Here is a 16,710-nt window from a genome sequence, read left to right on the forward strand (position 1 = left end):
GATTGAACGCAGTTATAAACATTCAATTCTATTTGTCCAAGAGGGCAAAGTGGACGCGTATAATACAGCAAACAAGGTTAAAGTTTTATTAAGGTATAAAAAGTGTAGGGAGAACGAAACGTCTCTAGACGATTCGTATCATAAACGGTGTTTCTACTACCGCATTAAGTGTTTCAAGTTGTCGAAGCAAATCGCGAATAGAGCGTTCACGCGCTTCGTGCGTTGCAAATAGCAAGTTAGCGCATTCACTCTCGCTCGGTCGTTGAATCACCGCCTCGATTGAAATGGAATGTTCCGCAAATAGGCTCGTGATTTGGGCTAAAATCCCCGGTTTGTCGGAGACGCGTAGGCGCAAATAATATTTTGAACAAATATCTTCGCTATTTTTGAGGCGAAGCCCCTCTTCAAGCGGATGGTTGAATCCAAGCATCGGAGAGCGTTTGCCCGATCGGACGATATCAATGATATTGGCGACTACAGCACTTGCGGTAGCATTTCCGCCTGCACCCGGGCCGTAATAGAGGGTTTCACCGACACGGTCTCCCACAACGCTGATCCCGTTCATCACCCCGTCAATCTTGGCAATCATCGCGTCTTCTTTGACCAATGCCGCATGGACACGCAGTTCCACTTCGCTCTCATCACGTGCGGCAATTCCCAAAAGTTTGATGGTGTAGCCAAACTCTTTGGCAAATGCGATATCGGCCGGAGTTATCCCCTCGATCCCTTCGATCAAGATCTCTTCGGGCTTCGCGTCGATACCGTATGCAATCGATGCCAAAATGAGCAGTTTGTGCGCTGCGTCAAATCCGCCGATGTCAAACGTCGGATCGGCCTCAGCGTATCCCAATGCTTGCGCTTCGGCTAATACCTCGGCGAACGGCGTCCCTTCTTGCATCATTTTGGTGAGCATAAAGTTACACGTACCGTTCATGATCCCCATAATAGAGAGAATATGGTTTGCGGAGAGCCCATCGCGTAGCGCATTGATGATCGGGATTCCCCCTGCAACACTTGCTTCAAATTCAAACGGGATGTTCCCCGCAATCTCCTGAAGCTCATAACGGTGATACGCCAAAAGAGCTTTATTCGCCGTTACCACCGCTTTGCCGTTTTGAAGCGCTTTTTTAACAATCTCTAATGGGAGTTCAACTCCGCCCATCAATTCAACGACGATATCGATTTCCGGATCATCAACAATATCATACGGATTTTGCAAAATCGCAATCGAGAGATCAGAGACTTTGGATACATCGCGCACGACACCGCTTTTGACGACGATTTCATCTCCCGACCGAGCGCTAATAATCGATTTGTTTTCTTCTAAAATCTGAACGACGGAGCGCCCTACCGTTCCGACACCGATAACGCCGACTCGTGTCACTCGCTTACCTTGCCGCTCAAAGTGCTTAAAAACTGTTTGATATTTTTTGCCGCTTGACGGATACGCTGATCATTTTCAATCAACGCGATACGGACATACTCATCGCCATAATCCCCAAATCCGATTCCCGGTGCGACGGCAACGTTCGCTTCAACCAAGAGTCGTTTTGAGAATTCCAAACTTCCCATGTGAATTGCACATTCTGGGATTTTTGCCCATACGAACATCGATGCTTGATTACGGCGTATCGGCCATCCGGCACGGTTGAACGCATCAACCAATACATCTTGACGATGATCGTATTTATCGGTAATCTCTTTGACACACGTTTGATCCCCTGTCAGAGCAACAGTAGCCGCGACTTGGATCGGAGTAAACATCCCATAATCCAACCAGCTTTTGATTTTTTGGAGAGCTCCGATAAGTTTTGCATTTCCAACAAAGAAACCGACACGCCATCCCGCCATGTTATAGCTTTTTGAGAGGGTAAACGCTTCTACCGCAACATCTTTCGCACCTGGAACCGAGAGGATCGATGGCGTTTTGTATCCGTTGAACGTCAAATCTCCATAGGCAATATCACTAATGACATAAAAACGTTCACGTTTTGCCATCTCGACAACACGGGTATAAAATTCCGGAGTAACCGTTGCTGTCGTCGGGTTATGCGGAAAGTTTACAACAAGATATTTCGGCTTTGGAAACGATACATGAAATGCGTGTTCAAGGCGTTCAAAAAAGAGGTCTTCGTCAACTTTGTAGTCTTCATCAAACGGCAATTCCATCTTTTGAACGTTTCCGCCCGCCAAGATAAACCCGTATGAGTGAATCGGATAGGTCGGATCCGGTACAACAACAACGTCACCAGGATTGGTAATAGCGTATGCAAGATGGGCATACCCCTCTTTGGAACCCATAGTCGCTACCGCTTCGGTATCGGGGTTCAAATCGACATCGTAACGCTCTTTGTACCAGTCGCAAATTGCTTGGCGAAGTTTAGGGATCCCTTTGGATACGGAGTATCCGTGTGTTTTGGTCTTTTCTGCGGATTCCACCAATTTTTTACGAATGTGCTCAGGAGTATCGCCATCAGGATTTCCCATACTGAAATCGATAACGTCCGCACCGGCACGGCGTCGAGCCATTTTCAGCTCGTTTACTTCGGCAAATACATATTTCGGGAGGCGTTTAATCCGGTCAAATTGGATTTCATCAAACATGGCTACAACCTGTGATTAAAAAATTGCGCCATTTTAGCATAAGAGGCTTAGTTTAACTATAATATGAACGAGTTATTGAGCATTAAGAGACTCAATCCACATCCCCTCTTTAATCATTTTCATCCCTTGTGTATTCGATACCATGAGATAAAAAGCCCCTTGCGGTAATTCAAAAACAACTTCCTCTTTCGGCTCATGTGAGCGATAAGAATATACAACATCCATTTTTTCATTCAATACAGTGATATCAGGGTACCATTTCCCGACATATGGAGGAGAAATACGAATATGGCTGGATTGATCGACTTGAAACCATTGCGGTGCAGTAACCCGCTTTAACTCTATCCCCTCTTCTGGAGCCAGTACACTCACATTCCACTTTGCGTTTCGTGCATCAAGGACAAGATCCATATCCGCTCCATCCAAACGGGCTTTTTCGATTCGAATATTCTCTTCTTTGAGATTTTCAGCCAATATCGCGCCACTTAAAATTTTATTCCCGACGGCTATAGCGCTGAGTTCACCCCACGTGCCATCGGCACTCATTTTTTGGATATCTAAACGGTATCCCAAAGTATTAAAAGCGTTATGGATGCTCCGAAGCGCCACTATGGGCACTCCGGTAAAAGAGATGCGTGTGTTGAAAGTAGTGCTCCATAAAAAGGAGGGGAAGAGAATCGCTAGGAAAAGAGCTTTCATTGCGTTTAGAATTACCAGCCTTTACCGCCGTTTCGTTCTAAAAATTCTTTGTGGCTGATTTGTTTCATAGCGCCTTGTTCAGAAGTAAAATAGACCGTATTTCTATCATCCAGCTGTGTTTTTCCATCCGGATAAGTAATCTCTACTCTCCCATGACCCATAACGATTAACAAGTTTTTAGCCGTATCGATAGTGATCGGATCTTTCGTAACACCCTGTGTTTTTTCACCGCTAGCTACATCAATGATTCCATACCATACTTTGTACTTCGGAAGAATAGAGAGTTCTTTGGCTGAAACCAACGTTTTTGCAGGTTTTACACTTTTATTCATATCGGGTGCGGGAACCGGTACAACTTCAGGAGCAGCTACCGTAACTGCACTGGTATTGGTCTCATTGCGATCGGTTACATTGACATCGCTGTTTTGATCCACGACTTCTACTGCAGCTGTGGTGAGATGCATAACATCCTCTTGTGGCGCAGTCGTCAATTTTCCTTGTAAAATATACCCTCCGACGATCAAAAGAGCAATGAGACCTATCCCTGCGACTACCCATTTCGGTTTTGAATTTGAGGTGGCTTGTAAAATGACGGATGGTTTTGGTGCCATCATGTCGGCATTATCGTTATAAAATGCTTTGTACTCTTCTTTAATTCCGTTCAAATCAATTCCGTATTCTCTCTCCAAAATCGAGATATATCCCATAAACTGAACACGTCCGATTTCACCATAGGCTTTTCCCATCACCAGTTCTAATTTATCTCTGGATATATGGGTTTGTTCATGGACTTTTTCAATTCCAAGAGCCTGCAAATCTTCGAACGTGTTACATTGTTTCATCTCATTCTCTCCATTAAAATTGCGCCGGCAACACCGACATTCAAAGAATCAAAATCATGTGCCATAGGGATGGAAACTCCGACGTCAAGGCTTTTTTGAACCCGACCGCTTAAGCCCTCGCCTTCATTTCCAAGTACCAATGCACGTTTAGCGGCGAATGAAGCTTCACGGATATCCTGTCCATCCATCACCGCACCGTAAATTTTATATCCGGACTGTTTCAATTCATGCAATACATCATGTATATTATGAATAATCACTAACGGCATATCGAGTGCCGCACCGCTGCTGGTACGGATCATCGGTTCCAAATTGGGCTCTTTTATACCGCTGATAACGATCGCATCAACTCCCAATGCGTACGCACTGCGGATCAGTGAGCCGATATTTCCCATATCGGTAATCGAACTGAGAATAACGATGAAATCGCATTTTTTGAGAAACGGGGAAGCGTAGGGAACAATCTGTGAAATCTCAGCGATAAACCCCTGATGATTTCCCCCTTTTACCATTGCTTGTGCCGCTTTTTCCGGGATTCGCTTAATCTCAAATCCCATTTTCATCAAATGCGAATACTCTTTTTTGTCAATCTCTTTTGCCAGATAAAGGGTCTTTATACGATCCTTGTGACGTTCAATTGCATAATAAACTGGTTGTTTTCCATAAATAATCATAAAGTATTATATCCTAAGATTTCATGAGGCGCGTATAGCACTCTTTGGGATTTTCTCCCGTAATTTTAGCAATCAGTTTGGAAGCCGCTTTTTTAGGGATGTCGAGGGCTAAAATATCCTGCTCGCTCAGCGATGTGCTTTTCCCCTCCGAAGCTTCGATCACCACAACCCATTCTCCTCGGATCTCTTGATCCATTTGAGTCATCAACTCCGAAGCGATGCCCCGATAAAACCGCTGGTACCGTTTGGTGAGCTCTTTGGCCAAAAAGACCTGGCGCGTCGGTGCCGCGATCGCGATTTCCCCCAAAAGCTTCTCCAACCGCGTCGGCGCTTCGTACAATACCGTCGTATATCCGTTGAACAATGCCTCTTGCAATGCAGCGGATCGATCATTCCCTTTGTGCGGTAAAAAACCGAAAAAGAGCATTTTCGTATTCACAAATCCACTCGCGACAAAAGCCGTTAATACGGCATTTGCCCCCGGAAGCACATCGTAAGCGATCCCATGATCAATACAATAAGAGATGAGCATCTGCCCCGGATCGCTGATCCCAGGCATCCCGGCATCACTGACATAAACAACGTTCTGATTAAAAAATTCAGGGGTTAGTTTGGAGATAAATTCAGCTTCGTTATGTGAATGAAGACTAAAAAATTGGGGCTCTGTTGTCGTTAGGTTATGGCGCTCTTTTAGCAAATGGATCAGTTTTTTGGTAACACGGGTGTCTTCGCAAAGGATAGTATCGGCTGTGGATAAAATCTCAAGAGAACGGAGTGAAATATCAGAAATGTTACCGATAGGAGTGGGGACGAGGCTTAGCATAAGAGTGCTCGGTTTCTGCCCCCAAAGAGGCAAAGGGTTTAATTACGAATTTAATGCGTAACGTTTTTTGAATTTATCGATACGTCCTGCAGTATCTACTTGACGCTCAGAACCGGTGAAGAATGGGTGACATGCACTGCAGATATCAACACGGATTGATTCTTTTGTACTTGTTGTAGTAAATGAGTTACCGCATGCGCAGCTTGCTGTACATTCAACAACGTTAGGGTGAAGATCTTTTTTCATAGGTTTACCTTGTGATCGACGGCGTTGTACGTCGGTCTGTATAGTTTTATATCCGTACGGGGGCGGATAATTGGAGGCGCATTATAACAAAAATTTTCTTTTTTTACAATAACCGTCCAGCTATCGCTACCGCTGCCGTTTCGGAACGCAAAATCATCGGTAAGGGAAAGAGGCGGACACGGTAGTCGCCAAATAATTTACGCTCGCCCTCATCAAATCCCCCTTCACATCCGATCACAACGGTATCGATTGCTTCAGTGCTCTCAAGCACGTCTCCACCGAAATCGAAAATGACCGATTCTGGGTTATTTTTTAAAAAGGTGCTGAGATTTGGTGCTTCACCAAGTTCAATCAACGACGTGCGACCGCATTGCATTATCGAACTCTCCATAATCCGCGTATAGCGTTCAAAATCGAGCCGAAAATTTTGCTGAGAGCGACGGCAATGGATAAAGGTGATTTTGTATACACCCAGTTCCGTCAGCATCGGCAACGTTTTCTCAATAGTTTTTGGATCTACCAAACACCATCCGATATGAAGTTTTTTTGGACTCTCGCACGGAGCGCTATAATGGCTTTGGAGACTAAAATGGGCATTGCGCCCATCGGTACGCTCAAGCCGGTAGCGATACTCTTCACTCAAACGCTCACGTGAACGAAAAGCAATTAGATCTCCCACCTTATGACGTCGCACTTTAATAAGATATTTGTAATCATCACCGCTGATACTCAGCTCATATTCACCCACATTATCATGCAGCAGAAATTTCATTACTGTACCATCATCCAGATCGTCATCACAAGTAACAAACTCATCTCGATCCCCAAAAACCGAAACGCTTTTTTCTTGTATTCGTCAAAAGCACCCTCTTGAGTGATATCGGTTTTACGTTTAAGCGTTTTGTACCGTTTTGCTTCAAGTACGATCATTACGATAGCAATGACGATCATTGCGATATTTGCCAACGTAAACGAGAGATGCTTTGCCGCCATCATCACTGCACCCGTGAAGAGTATCAGCGCAATAAAAGAGCCCGATATCGGCATCACAATACGCATCCGTTTGGCATAGCGAACCACATGATGAGAGAGTGCCAACATCATGATGTTGAACACCACAACTCCCATCAATACAATAACTCCAAAATAGTGGATATTCAATCCGGTTTTATACATAGCTTCCATAAAGGGGATTTTACCTTAAATTGCCTATAATCACTCATTAAATGATTCCTCTCAATCAAGAGGAAATGAGACTAAGGAACCATCATGGCTATCAACGTAGAAGAGGCATTGAAACTCGTTTATACCTTTGCGTCACCCACACAAAGCGAAATCGTACCGATTGAAAACGCTATCCATCGCGTCCTATGTGAAGCACTCACCGCACGCCACTCGCTCCCCTCGTTTGACAACTCTGCTATGGACGGATACGCGGTGAGAGTCGAAGATGCCGGTAAAACACTCAAACAATCGTGTGTTATTTTTGCCGGAAACGGCGAAGAGATACGGATGGTAGAGGATCAATGCATCCGCATTATGACGGGAGCAAAGATTCCTCAAGGGTGTGAGGCGATCATCCCTATCGAAGAGGTTGTCGTAAACGGAGATCAGATTACCCTTCCCGCTGCCATAAAAGCTTCACAGCATATCCGTCTCAAAGGGGAGGATATCCAAGCGGGGATGGAACTCTTGATGGAGGGGACCCTCCTTCACGCTCATCATATTTCGCTTCTCGCTTCACAGGGAGTCACCCATATTAAAGTCTACCGTCGCCCTCGAGTCGCCCTTTTTTCCTCTGGAAATGAGCTTAAAATGCATTATGAAACGTTAGGATCGAATCAACTCTACAACACAAATACTCCAACATTCGCCGCACGTGCCCAAGAACTCGGATGCGATGTGATTTTTACCGGAACCGCTTCCGATTCACTCGAATCGATTCAAGAATATATTCGCCGTGCATTAGATGCCGATCTTATCATCACTTCGGGCGGCGTAAGTGTAGGCGATGCCGATTTCACCAAAGAAGCATTTACCTCTTTAGGCTTTGAAAGTGCTTTTGAATCGGTCGATATCAAACCTGGGAAACCAACTACATTTGGCCGTATCGGTACGACACTGATACTTAATCTTCCGGGAAATCCTCTTGCAGCGGCATTGTGCTTTGAACTGTTCGGTCAAAGCGCTATTCTCGCTCTCAGCGGACGTAAGGACAAATACCTCTCTACCATGACTGCATCTATGCGTGAACCGTTTAAAATGAAAAAAGGGAGACGTTCTCTGATTCCGGGATGGTATGATGGTGCAACGTTCTCACCGTGCGAAAAATTCGGTCCTGGAATGGTATTACCCCTCTCCTTGGCCAATGCGATCATGATGGTCGATGCGTCGGTGGAAGGGTTTGAAGCGGGAAGCAGTGTCAAAATTATCCCGACACGCTGGTGTATGAGTTCAGAGCAACAAAATGCTCTGATCACCTACTAAATCGTTTTGGGATTGATAAAGGGTTCGCCTAAAAGGATTTTATCCCACAGCCGAGGATCGCTCCACCCCTCTCTCACTTCATTGCTAAAATGGATCGATTGGAGTGGAATCGTCCCCATCAGTTCCGAATAGGCATCCTCTTCGAACGCTTGAGCATATCCTGTCTCCGTCTCATGAACAATGATACTGTTGAGTTTCACGCCCCGCTCACCGTTGATGGTTTGCGTCAAAGACAACAACCGATCCAGCATCAAAAACAATACACGGCTGAACTGTTCGCATGAGGGAGAAACGGGAAGCAAAACCCATCGGTTTGAATGCGCTTTCATCGCTTCGATATAGTTTTGATCATCGCCGTCCCAGATAGCGACTCCGTGATCAAAACTGTCGATCAGCTCTTTCATCCCCTGCTTCATTAACCCAAAATCGTACACCATTTGACCGTGATCGAGATATTTGGATTCAAACAGCACTTCGACTTTATACGAGTGACCGTGAATCGATGCACGACATCGCTGGGTAGAACAGCCGCGGACGACGTGAGCGTTTTCGAATTTAAAAAGTTTACGGATAATCATGAAAAACCTTCAAAACTTGAAGTCACACATTGTAACTTCAAAAACTAGTCGTATTATACACCGTGGTTCTGATCCCAGATGCGAATGTGCAGACGATCAGAGTAAATAAATCCGCGACGTTTGCACAACTCGATGACCGCTTCACAATTTGCCTCAATATGGGCTTTGTCACCGCCGAGCGGCATACAATACACTGGGGTAAACGGAGCAGTTGCGATGATTGCATCGATTTCCTCTTCCATTCGAGCACTCAGAGATGGTTCATCCACACTGAATTTAAAAAACGACTCTTTTGCATTGGCAATAATATCCGTATACGCTTCACTCTTAATCCGACGGTTTTCAGGCTCTCCACTGTTGGAGAGTTTGACTGAGAGGGCATACGTCGCTTCGCGGTAAAACGGAAATCGCTCAAAGTCGGGAGCAATCGTCGCATTGGTTTCAAATGTAATCCGATGCCCCTGCGAGATTAGATAATCGATAAACTCCACAAATATAGGCTCATTGGCATAAATCAGCGGTTCACCCCCCGTGAGGACGACATCCACATGCGGAGGTAGCTTGTAGCCGTTCATGATCCAAATCAACGTTTGAAGTTCTTCGACCTCCATCCACAGATCACCGAATCCTTTGCGATCGACAGCATAGACCGTATCGCATCCGATAATCTCACGCCCATCGGGAGTGATCTCGGTACATCCAAACCCTTCGCATTTGAGGTTGCATCCCCCGAAACGAAAAAAGAGTGAGGGGGTACCCACGTATTTCCCCTCACCTTGCACGGAGTAAAAATGTTCAACCAAATAGAGCATCTTCACCCTCCTGTTTCATAAAATGCGCGATTGGATGCTTCAGTATCCCCTTCACTCCAGCGGTTTTTCTCCGGCTTGGTTCGAACTACCTCTTTGAGTACCAACGCCGCCTCTTTGATATCTCCACGGCGTACCGCATCACGTATCGACATCGCCTCATCAAAATACAAACACGGGATCAGGTTCCCCTCTGCGGTGAGACGGATACGATTGCATTTGGTGCAAAAATCATCTTTATGCGGTTCGATAATCCCAAACTCATATCCATCCGGCAATTTGTAATAATGTGATGGAGAGTGCCCATCAAACCCTTCGTCATCGTAACTGTAGCGACTGCCGATGATACTCAGCAATTCGGAACTTTGCATCCCTTTGATATCGACCTCGGCATGAACATTTTCCATGTATTCGATAAAACGGATCGTCATTCCCCGTGCTTTGCAGTACTCCAAAACATCCAAGATTTCCGAATCATTGACCCCTTTCATCGGCACCATGTTTACCTTGACCTTAAATCCAACACGCAGTGCTTCTTCAATCCCCGCAAGCACATGACTCAACACATCTTTTTTGGCGATCTTCTCAGCCACTTCTGGGATCAAAGTGTCAATGGACACATTGAGTCGACGCAAGCCGGCATCATAAAGTTTTTGCGCTGATCCTGCCAATAAAAATGCGTTCGTCGTCATTGCCAAATCGATATCATTTTTATAGTCGTATATCATACGAATGAAGGTATCGAGATTTTCGCGAAGAAGCGGTTCTCCACCGGTAATACGGATTTTTTTGACCCCTTCATCAATCGAGACTTTGATGAACTCAAACAGCTCTTCAAAACTAAGCAGGTTCTCTTTTGGTACCCATGAAAAGGGTTTTTCAGGCATACAGTATTGACATCGAAAATTGCACCGCTCCGTCACCGAAACCCGCAAATAATCAACTGTACGTCCATAACTATCTATTAACACAATGATCCTTGAATAGGAAAGTGTTGGGATGGTATCTAAAAGTTGTTTGTAGTTTTATTTATTGAGAGAATTAGAGAAGCAAACCCCCCAGAGGGGGTAGGAAAACTTACCAGCCGCGTACTACTGCGTGACATGCAGTACATGCATTCACGATTTCAGAATACGATTGGTGTGCTTTTGAGAATTGTTTTTTGTCCAACGCTTTTAACAAGTCGTTTGACGCGCTATCAATACGTTTAGCCGCATTGAAAGCGATATTTCCCATATGTTGTTTATCTTTTGGAAGATATTTTTTGGTGTTTTCCATATTGTGGAAAAGAGCATCCGCTTTTTGGATATCTGCAACACCTGTTTTAATCAAATCAGGAGTGTTGTACAAAAATCCTTTTTGAACACTGCTCAAACCATTTTCCATTTGGCTCATATTTTTTACCAAAGTATCGTCTGCCATTACACCGGCACTAAGGAGTGCCGATAATGCTAAAATTTTAATCATTTTCATCCATTACCCCTTAGTGAACTTCTGACCAGATTTTGCGTTTCCACAAATATGCCAAGATAGCGAAGATGAACGTGTAAAGAAGAACCCATACACCCAATGATTCGCGCTCAGCTTTTTTAGAGTCACCAATCTCTTCCATGTACGCAATAACTTCTTCTTGTGCTTTTTCGCTCAAACCAACACGTGGCATTGAAGTCCCTTTAAGCAATAGCTGAGGGTCATTGATAAAGCTGTGAAGATAGTGTTCACCACGACTTTTGATGTATTGTGACAAATCAGGAGGCGTTGCACCCATATACGTTTTAATCGTATCTACCGGAGTAGCTGCTTCGATACCTGCGTATTTCATACTGTGACAACGTCCACATGCCGCTTCGAAAGTTGCTTTGTGTGCGTCTTTTCCTTCAGCTACTTTTGGAGCAATCGATTGCAAATACGCTACAACGTCCATGATCTCTTGTGGAGTCATCCAGTTGTACGACGGCATCGGGAATGCTTTACCGCTTTCCGGAGAATATTTGTGTTGCAAGTGCATTGCGCTTACAGGATCAAAAATAAAATTTGCCAAATAGTTTTTGTCATAAATACGACCTGCTTGGCTCAAATCCGGTGGAACAACACCGTAACTTGCTGCGGCATCCGCGTTTGGCATAACCGCTGGGTGACCCGCTTTTTCAATCGCGTGACATGCGATACAGTTTGCTTCTACAAGCACTTTACCGTTTTCAACGTTACCGGCAAGTTTTGTATCAACATTTTTTAGATCTTTAAACGAGAAGTCAGCCGGAGCCACTTCAGGATGCATTACGCTGTGAGCATACGGCTCAATTCCGTAGTAGGTAATGCCGACAAGAGCCATAATAACGGCTAAGATTTTAAACTCTTTCATTATTTACCCTCCACTTTTTTCGCTTCTGCTTTAGTGATAAACGGCAAAGCAATGAACAACACTAGGAAAACAAGTGATGCCCAAAAACCAACCCATGCATTTGGACCGGTTGGAGGCAATTTACCAAACTCTGTCAATACCATCAAGTCTGCCATCATCAACCAGAACCAATATTTGAAATACGGGCGTTGATTTGCAGGTTTAACCATTGGCGAACGATCCAACCATGGCAACAATACGAAAATGATGTTAGCAAAACCAAACGCCATTAAACCAAGATCTTTACCAGAGATACCTGCGATTTCGAAGAACCAACCACGCAATACTTCATAAGACCACAAGAAATACCACTCAGGGTAAATGTGTGCCGGAGTTTTAAGCCCGTCTGCTTTATCAAAGTTGATCGGATCCATTGCAAAACTGTAATGGAAGAAAACCAAATAGAAAAAGAACAACATAAAGAAACCGAGAACAAAGAAATCTTTTGACAAGAATACTGGCCAGAAAGGGACAACTTTAGACTCTTTTTTGTTTCCAGCAAGATATTTTTCCGCTTCTTCATCGAAATCGAAAAACTCACCATCTTCGTTGTTAACGTGTGGAAAACGGAGGGAATAAAAGTGGAATACGATCGCACCCAAAATTGCCAACGGAATCAATAATACGTGAAGCATAAAGAAACGGGTCAATGTAGAATCTGCAACATAGAAGTTACCGCGAATCCAAACAACCAGTTCATCACCGATTACCGGAATACCACCGAAAATCTCCGTAATAACGTACGCCGCCCAGTATGACATTTGTCCCCATGGAAGCATATATCCGCTAAACCCTTCCGCTGAAAAAAGGACGAAAAGAAGCATACCTGAGATCCAGATCATTTCACGACCTTTTTTGTATGAGCCGTAATAGATACCAGTAAACATGTGGATATAGATCACCAAGAAAACAACCGAAGCACCCACCGCGTGAATGTGTCGGAACAACCAACCGTACGCCACTTCTTGCATGATAGTGTAGTTAACACTGTCAAACGCCATCGCAGCATCCGGTTTGTAATACATCAATAAGAAAATCCCTGAAACTAACAAGAATGTAAACAATACGGTCAACAAAACACCCATTGCCCACAAGAAGTTGATATTTTTAGGAATCCAATATTCGGTCATCATCACTTTTGCAAAGTTGACTACACCTAAACGCTGGTCAAACCACTCGAGCATCGAGTCTGCTTTTTTAAATTCTGCCATCTCGCTCCCCTTACGCTTTCGCCGTCATTTTTTTGTATTCAGGACCTTCTTCACCAAGAACGAGTGTTACACCGTCGAGTTTGAAAGGAGGAATATCAAGAGGACGAGGTGGTGGTCCAAATGTTTGTTTACCATCAGCAGAGTACTCACCGCCGTGACATGCACATTTAAACAATTTTTTATCGCCTTCATATCCAGGGATACAGCCAAGGTGTGTACAAAGACCGATCATAACGGAGAAGTAGTTTTCACCGATTTTGACACTGCGGCCATCTGTCGGTTTCATATCAGCCGTGTATTTTAGGATAAACACCGGTTTACCACGCCATACAACGACTTCTAATTTGTTGGCTTCCAAGCCTGATACGTCAACGGTTGTAAAACCGGCAGACATAACACTCGGAAGCGGATCCCATGTTTTCTTCATCGCGATGAGCGAGGCAATTCCCCCGACCGCTGCGACGGCACCAAAAGCTTTACCAATAAAGCCTCTTCTGCTTTCATCCATCATAGTCATCTCACTTAATTTGGAAATTTAACTCCCCATAATAAGTTAAAAAGGTTTAAGTTTCTATAAATTGAAAGTTTTTCTTATGAAATCGATTACTTTCATGTTACTTTTTTGTATTTCGTGATAATTATGTGATTTAGCTTCAGCAACCCCTTGTACAAGCGTTTCAGAGGAAAAATTTTCTACAATAGGGATCGATAAATTTCTAAAAAACGGGATGAAATCTTTGCTGTAATCGGGGCGTTGAAGATAGATCGGTTTCCCACCAGCGGCTAAGTTTTGGAGGACTGCTTGAGGCGAAGATGTAATTAATACATTACTTTTACGAATAATATTTTCGTATTCTTCAGCGTCATGAATGGCTGTAAAACTCTCACTTAATTTTTTTTCATACCCTAAAAAGTGGTAAAACCCCATCAGCAATTCTGCATTGAGAGATTTAAAAATATGTTTGTTTTTTTCCAAATCTTTTTCATAATCATCATCACCGAAAAAAAGTGTTAACGGAATCGTTTTGGGGATTGGATCGAAATAGTGTTCACCGATAACAACACCCTTACAAATTCCCTCGCCTTCCAAATACGGTGAAATCAAAAATTCATTTTCATGCTTTGATTCCTCTGGATCATCACTGATTCGGATAAACGTTGAAAAAAACTTCGTCATATCATCCAATAAAATCGGATTGGCTTCCGCAGAATCAAAAATCATTTTATCGCCGTGTTCAGCAATTTGTGGAATATTGCGGACAACGTCGACCCCAACAGAACGCTTGATTCCAAACTCTTTTGCCTCGGCAGCGATTCGAAAATCAGAACACAACAACGTGATATCAATCTCTTTTTGAAGCTCTTTGACAATAGCAACTGCTCGATGAAACCGATCCAATCCGATACGGTGACCCGTATGGACATAATAAAAATAACGCATAATAGAGTTTCCTTTAGTTTTTACGTTGCGCCATTTTGATATAAATGTGCAAAATATCGAGTGCAGCGGGGGTCATACCCGAAATCTGCGATGCCGCCTGCAATGTTGGCGGATTAAACGTGTAAAGTTTGTCCACAATCTCATTGGAAAGCCCTGAAACGGAACGGAAATCAAACCCTTCCGGGATCGCGATGTGGAGCATCTTGTTCATCCGCTCAATATCATCACTTTGTTTCTCAACGTAACGTGCATATTTGGCTTCGATCAAAATCTGCTCTTGGATATAGGGATCAAGTTCTCCAAAACTTGGGATAAGAGTGATCAATTTTGACAAATCAAAACTTTTACGTGATACGAGCTGCATCGCAGTGAGTTTATCGCTGATGTGTTCTTCCTCGATCGAGGCTAAAAAGGCCAAGAACTCTTTGTTCGGTGTGTAGATCGTCTCTTCAAGAAGCTTCAGCCCTTCTGCAATTTGAGTCCGTTTTGTCTCGATCCGCTCCATCTGCTCATCACTGATCAGTCCAAGTGCATGACCGTATTTTCCAAGACGCAAATCGGCCGTCTCTTCACGAAGAAGGAGCCGATACTCGGCGCGGGAAGTGAACATACGGTAAGGCTCTTTTGTCCCTTTGGTCACCAGATCATCAATCAATACTCCGATATAAGCCTCATCACGACGTAAAACCAGCGGCTCTTTGCCTTGCAATGACAATGCCGCATTAATACCTGCCATCATCCCCTGAGCCGCCGCCTCTTCGTATCCCGTGGTACCGTTGAGCTGTCCTGCACAATAAAGATTTTTGACTTTTTTTGTCTCCAATGTGTGTTTGAGCTCCGTCGGATCGACGTAATCGTATTCGATCGCATAGCCGTAACGGACGATTTTCGCGTTCTCCATCCCTTGTACCGAATGGATCATGGCACGTTGTACATCCGGCGGGAGCGAAGTGGACATACCGTTGATGTAACACTCGGTATTCTCTGCCGTCTGCGGTTCGATAAAGAGGTGGTGACGCTCTTTGTCACGAAAACGGTTGATTTTATCCTCGATACTCGGACAATAGCGTGGCCCAACTCCCTCGATTTGTCCCGTAAACAACGGTGCGCGGTGAAAGTTCCCTTCAATCAAATTGTGGGTCTCTTCGTTCGTATAAGCGATATAACAGGGAAGCTGTTTTTTGGTACGGGCAAACTCATCCCTATCGGTACGGAAACTAAACGGTGCAGGTAGTTCATCCCCGTCTTGAATCTCCATGACGCTAAAGTCAATCGATGAGCTATCGATACGCGGACAGGTTCCTGTTTTGAGCCGTCCGACATTGAGTCCCGCTTCGCGTAGTGAATCGGTCAGGCCTTTGGCGGGAAACTCACCAAAACGTCCCGCTTCTTGGGTAATCTCTCCGATATGGACAACCCCGTTGAGAAATGTTCCCGTCGTTAAAATCACTCTTTTAGCCCGATATTCGTTGAGCAAGTGGGTACGTACACCAACCACTGTAGCATCTTCAATGATGAGAGATGTCACGGTTTCTTGGATCAGCGACATATTGGGAGTCGTGAGGATCGTATTTCGTGCAAGCACACGGTAGCGATCCATATCGATTTGTGCACGGCTACCTCGAACGGCCGGTCCTTTGGTGATATTGAGAATACGAAACTGTATTCCCGCGGAGTCGGTCAACAATCCCATTTCACCGCCGAGCGCGTCAAGTTCACGGACCAAATGCCCTTTTGCCAAACCGCCGACGGCAGGGTTACAGCTCGTCGCCCCCACCTGCTCGGCTAAAATAGAGACCATCAAGGTATTGTGCCCCATACGGGCAGAAGCGAGTGCGGCTTCGATTCCGGCGTGTCCTCCGCCGACGACAATTACATCATATTCCATAGTTTTA

Annotated in this window: 19 protein-coding genes; 1 reads left to right on the forward strand and 18 read right to left on the reverse strand. The window is 44.5% G+C overall.

What is annotated here, in order from left to right; genetic code table 11:
- Positions 1-124: 124 nt before the first annotated feature.
- The 9 genes from CJD30_RS02215 to CJD30_RS02255 all read right to left on the reverse strand — a co-directional run bounded on the left by CJD30_RS02215 (position 125) and on the right by CJD30_RS02255 (position 7,073).
- Complete coding sequence (locus CJD30_RS02215) at positions 125-1,384, reverse strand: homoserine dehydrogenase (protein ID WP_294915865.1); 1,260 nt, start codon at positions 1,382-1,384, stop codon at positions 125-127.
- Positions 1,381-2,604, reverse strand: coding sequence for an LL-diaminopimelate aminotransferase (locus CJD30_RS02220; protein ID WP_294915867.1), 1,224 nt, complete (start codon positions 2,602-2,604; stop codon positions 1,381-1,383). Before CJD30_RS02220 ends, CJD30_RS02215 begins: the two co-directional genes overlap by 4 nt.
- A gap of 72 nt (positions 2,605-2,676) precedes the next feature.
- Positions 2,677-3,213 (reverse strand): hypothetical protein, encoded by a 537-nt coding sequence (locus CJD30_RS02225; protein ID WP_294915868.1) that lies wholly within the window; start codon positions 3,211-3,213, stop codon positions 2,677-2,679.
- A gap of 101 nt (positions 3,214-3,314) precedes the next feature.
- On the reverse strand, positions 3,315-4,145 hold the full coding sequence (locus CJD30_RS02230; RefSeq protein WP_294915870.1) for a hypothetical protein: 831 nt from the start codon (positions 4,143-4,145) through the stop codon (positions 3,315-3,317).
- On the reverse strand, positions 4,142-4,819 hold the full coding sequence (gene rlmB, locus CJD30_RS02235) for a 23S rRNA (guanosine(2251)-2'-O)-methyltransferase RlmB (RefSeq protein ID WP_294915872.1): 678 nt from the start codon (positions 4,817-4,819) through the stop codon (positions 4,142-4,144). Before rlmB ends, CJD30_RS02230 begins: the two co-directional genes overlap by 4 nt.
- Positions 4,820-4,832: 13 nt before the next feature.
- Positions 4,833-5,642 (reverse strand): 16S rRNA (cytidine(1402)-2'-O)-methyltransferase, encoded by an 810-nt coding sequence (gene rsmI / locus CJD30_RS02240; protein WP_294915873.1) that lies wholly within the window; start codon positions 5,640-5,642, stop codon positions 4,833-4,835.
- Positions 5,643-5,684: 42 nt separating this feature from the next.
- The gene (gene rpmE / locus CJD30_RS02245) at positions 5,685-5,888 is read right to left on the reverse strand and encodes a 50S ribosomal protein L31 (RefSeq protein WP_294915875.1); all 204 of its coding nucleotides are present in this window, start codon (positions 5,886-5,888) and stop codon (positions 5,685-5,687) included.
- Between the two features lie 103 nt (positions 5,889-5,991).
- Positions 5,992-6,660 carry an RsmE family RNA methyltransferase gene (locus CJD30_RS02250; RefSeq protein WP_294915877.1) on the reverse strand — a complete coding sequence of 223 codons (669 nt, stop codon included), beginning with the start codon at positions 6,658-6,660 and terminating at the stop codon, positions 5,992-5,994.
- Entirely contained in the window at positions 6,660-7,073 is a 414-nt protein-coding gene (locus tag CJD30_RS02255) for a hypothetical protein (RefSeq protein WP_294915879.1), read from the reverse strand. Before CJD30_RS02255 ends, CJD30_RS02250 begins: the two co-directional genes overlap by 1 nt.
- Positions 7,074-7,157: 84 nt before the next feature.
- On the opposite strand from CJD30_RS02255, the gene glp reads away from it, so the two are divergent.
- Positions 7,158-8,375, forward strand: a complete 1,218-nt coding sequence (glp, locus tag CJD30_RS02260; protein WP_294915881.1) for a gephyrin-like molybdotransferase Glp — start codon at positions 7,158-7,160, stop codon at positions 8,373-8,375.
- Here the strand turns inward: glp and CJD30_RS02265 are convergent.
- From CJD30_RS02265 to mnmG, 9 genes are all read right to left on the reverse strand, one after another.
- A complete protein-coding gene (locus CJD30_RS02265) occupies positions 8,372-8,953 on the reverse strand; it encodes a 6-carboxytetrahydropterin synthase (protein WP_294915882.1) in 582 nt (193 codons plus the stop codon). The genes glp and CJD30_RS02265 overlap by 4 nt on opposite strands.
- Positions 8,954-9,006: 53 nt before the next feature.
- On the reverse strand, positions 9,007-9,765 hold the full coding sequence (locus CJD30_RS02270) for a 7-carboxy-7-deazaguanine synthase QueE (protein ID WP_294915884.1): 759 nt from the start codon (positions 9,763-9,765) through the stop codon (positions 9,007-9,009).
- Positions 9,766-9,767: 2 nt separating this feature from the next.
- Positions 9,768-10,733 (reverse strand): GTP 3',8-cyclase MoaA, encoded by a 966-nt coding sequence (gene moaA / locus CJD30_RS02275; RefSeq protein WP_294915886.1) that lies wholly within the window; start codon positions 10,731-10,733, stop codon positions 9,768-9,770.
- A gap of 106 nt (positions 10,734-10,839) precedes the next feature.
- Entirely contained in the window at positions 10,840-11,235 is a 396-nt protein-coding gene (locus CJD30_RS02280) for a hypothetical protein (protein WP_294915888.1), read from the reverse strand.
- Between the two features lie 10 nt (positions 11,236-11,245).
- Positions 11,246-12,124, reverse strand: coding sequence for a c-type cytochrome (locus CJD30_RS02285; RefSeq protein WP_294915890.1), 879 nt, complete (start codon positions 12,122-12,124; stop codon positions 11,246-11,248).
- Complete coding sequence (locus CJD30_RS02290; RefSeq protein WP_294915893.1) at positions 12,124-13,374, reverse strand: cytochrome bc complex cytochrome b subunit; 1,251 nt, start codon at positions 13,372-13,374, stop codon at positions 12,124-12,126. Before CJD30_RS02290 ends, CJD30_RS02285 begins: the two co-directional genes overlap by 1 nt.
- Before the next feature lie 10 nt (positions 13,375-13,384).
- Positions 13,385-13,885, reverse strand: coding sequence for a ubiquinol-cytochrome c reductase iron-sulfur subunit (petA, locus tag CJD30_RS02295; RefSeq protein ID WP_294915895.1), 501 nt, complete (start codon positions 13,883-13,885; stop codon positions 13,385-13,387).
- A gap of 60 nt (positions 13,886-13,945) precedes the next feature.
- Entirely contained in the window at positions 13,946-14,815 is an 870-nt protein-coding gene (locus tag CJD30_RS02300) for a hypothetical protein (protein WP_294915897.1), read from the reverse strand.
- 13 nt (positions 14,816-14,828) lie between these two features.
- Positions 14,829-16,703: a tRNA uridine-5-carboxymethylaminomethyl(34) synthesis enzyme MnmG gene (gene mnmG, locus CJD30_RS02305; protein ID WP_294915899.1), complete on the reverse strand. Its 1,875-nt coding sequence runs from the start codon at positions 16,701-16,703 to the stop codon at positions 14,829-14,831.
- Between the last annotated feature and the right edge of the window lie 7 nt (positions 16,704-16,710).

It is taken from the genome of Sulfuricurvum sp. PD_MW2 (genome assembly GCF_002633015.1).
In the GTDB taxonomy this organism is placed as follows: Bacteria; Campylobacterota; Campylobacteria; order Campylobacterales; family Sulfurimonadaceae; genus Sulfuricurvum.

What these genes read in the sequence shown, in the direction of transcription:
- CJD30_RS02220 (WP_294915867.1), bottom strand. Translation starts at nt 2,604, where the DNA reads ATGTTTGATGAAATCCAATTTGACCGGATTAAACGCCTCCCGAAATAT.
- CJD30_RS02230 (WP_294915870.1), bottom strand. Translation starts at nt 4,145, where the DNA reads ATGAAACAATGTAACACGTTCGAAGATTTGCAGGCTCTTGGAATTGAA.
- rlmB (WP_294915872.1), bottom strand. Translation starts at nt 4,819, where the DNA reads ATGATTATTTATGGAAAACAACCAGTTTATTATGCAATTGAACGTCAC.
- rsmI (WP_294915873.1), bottom strand. Translation starts at nt 5,642, where the DNA reads ATGCTAAGCCTCGTCCCCACTCCTATCGGTAACATTTCTGATATTTCA.
- rpmE (WP_294915875.1), bottom strand. Translation starts at nt 5,888, where the DNA reads ATGAAAAAAGATCTTCACCCTAACGTTGTTGAATGTACAGCAAGCTGC.
- CJD30_RS02250 (WP_294915877.1), bottom strand. Translation starts at nt 6,660, where the DNA reads ATGAAATTTCTGCTGCATGATAATGTGGGTGAATATGAGCTGAGTATC.
- CJD30_RS02255 (WP_294915879.1), bottom strand. Translation starts at nt 7,073, where the DNA reads ATGGAAGCTATGTATAAAACCGGATTGAATATCCACTATTTTGGAGTT.
- glp (WP_294915881.1), top strand. Translation starts at nt 7,158, where the DNA reads ATGGCTATCAACGTAGAAGAGGCATTGAAACTCGTTTATACCTTTGCG.
- CJD30_RS02265 (WP_294915882.1), bottom strand. Translation starts at nt 8,953, where the DNA reads ATGATTATCCGTAAACTTTTTAAATTCGAAAACGCTCACGTCGTCCGC.
- CJD30_RS02270 (WP_294915884.1), bottom strand. Translation starts at nt 9,765, where the DNA reads ATGCTCTATTTGGTTGAACATTTTTACTCCGTGCAAGGTGAGGGGAAA.
- CJD30_RS02280 (WP_294915888.1), bottom strand. Translation starts at nt 11,235, where the DNA reads ATGAAAATGATTAAAATTTTAGCATTATCGGCACTCCTTAGTGCCGGT.
- CJD30_RS02285 (WP_294915890.1), bottom strand. Translation starts at nt 12,124, where the DNA reads ATGAAAGAGTTTAAAATCTTAGCCGTTATTATGGCTCTTGTCGGCATT.
- CJD30_RS02290 (WP_294915893.1), bottom strand. Translation starts at nt 13,374, where the DNA reads ATGGCAGAATTTAAAAAAGCAGACTCGATGCTCGAGTGGTTTGACCAG.
- petA (WP_294915895.1), bottom strand. Translation starts at nt 13,885, where the DNA reads ATGATGGATGAAAGCAGAAGAGGCTTTATTGGTAAAGCTTTTGGTGCC.
- CJD30_RS02300 (WP_294915897.1), bottom strand. Translation starts at nt 14,815, where the DNA reads ATGCGTTATTTTTATTATGTCCATACGGGTCACCGTATCGGATTGGAT.
- mnmG (WP_294915899.1), bottom strand. Translation starts at nt 16,703, where the DNA reads ATGGAATATGATGTAATTGTCGTCGGCGGAGGACACGCCGGAATCGAA.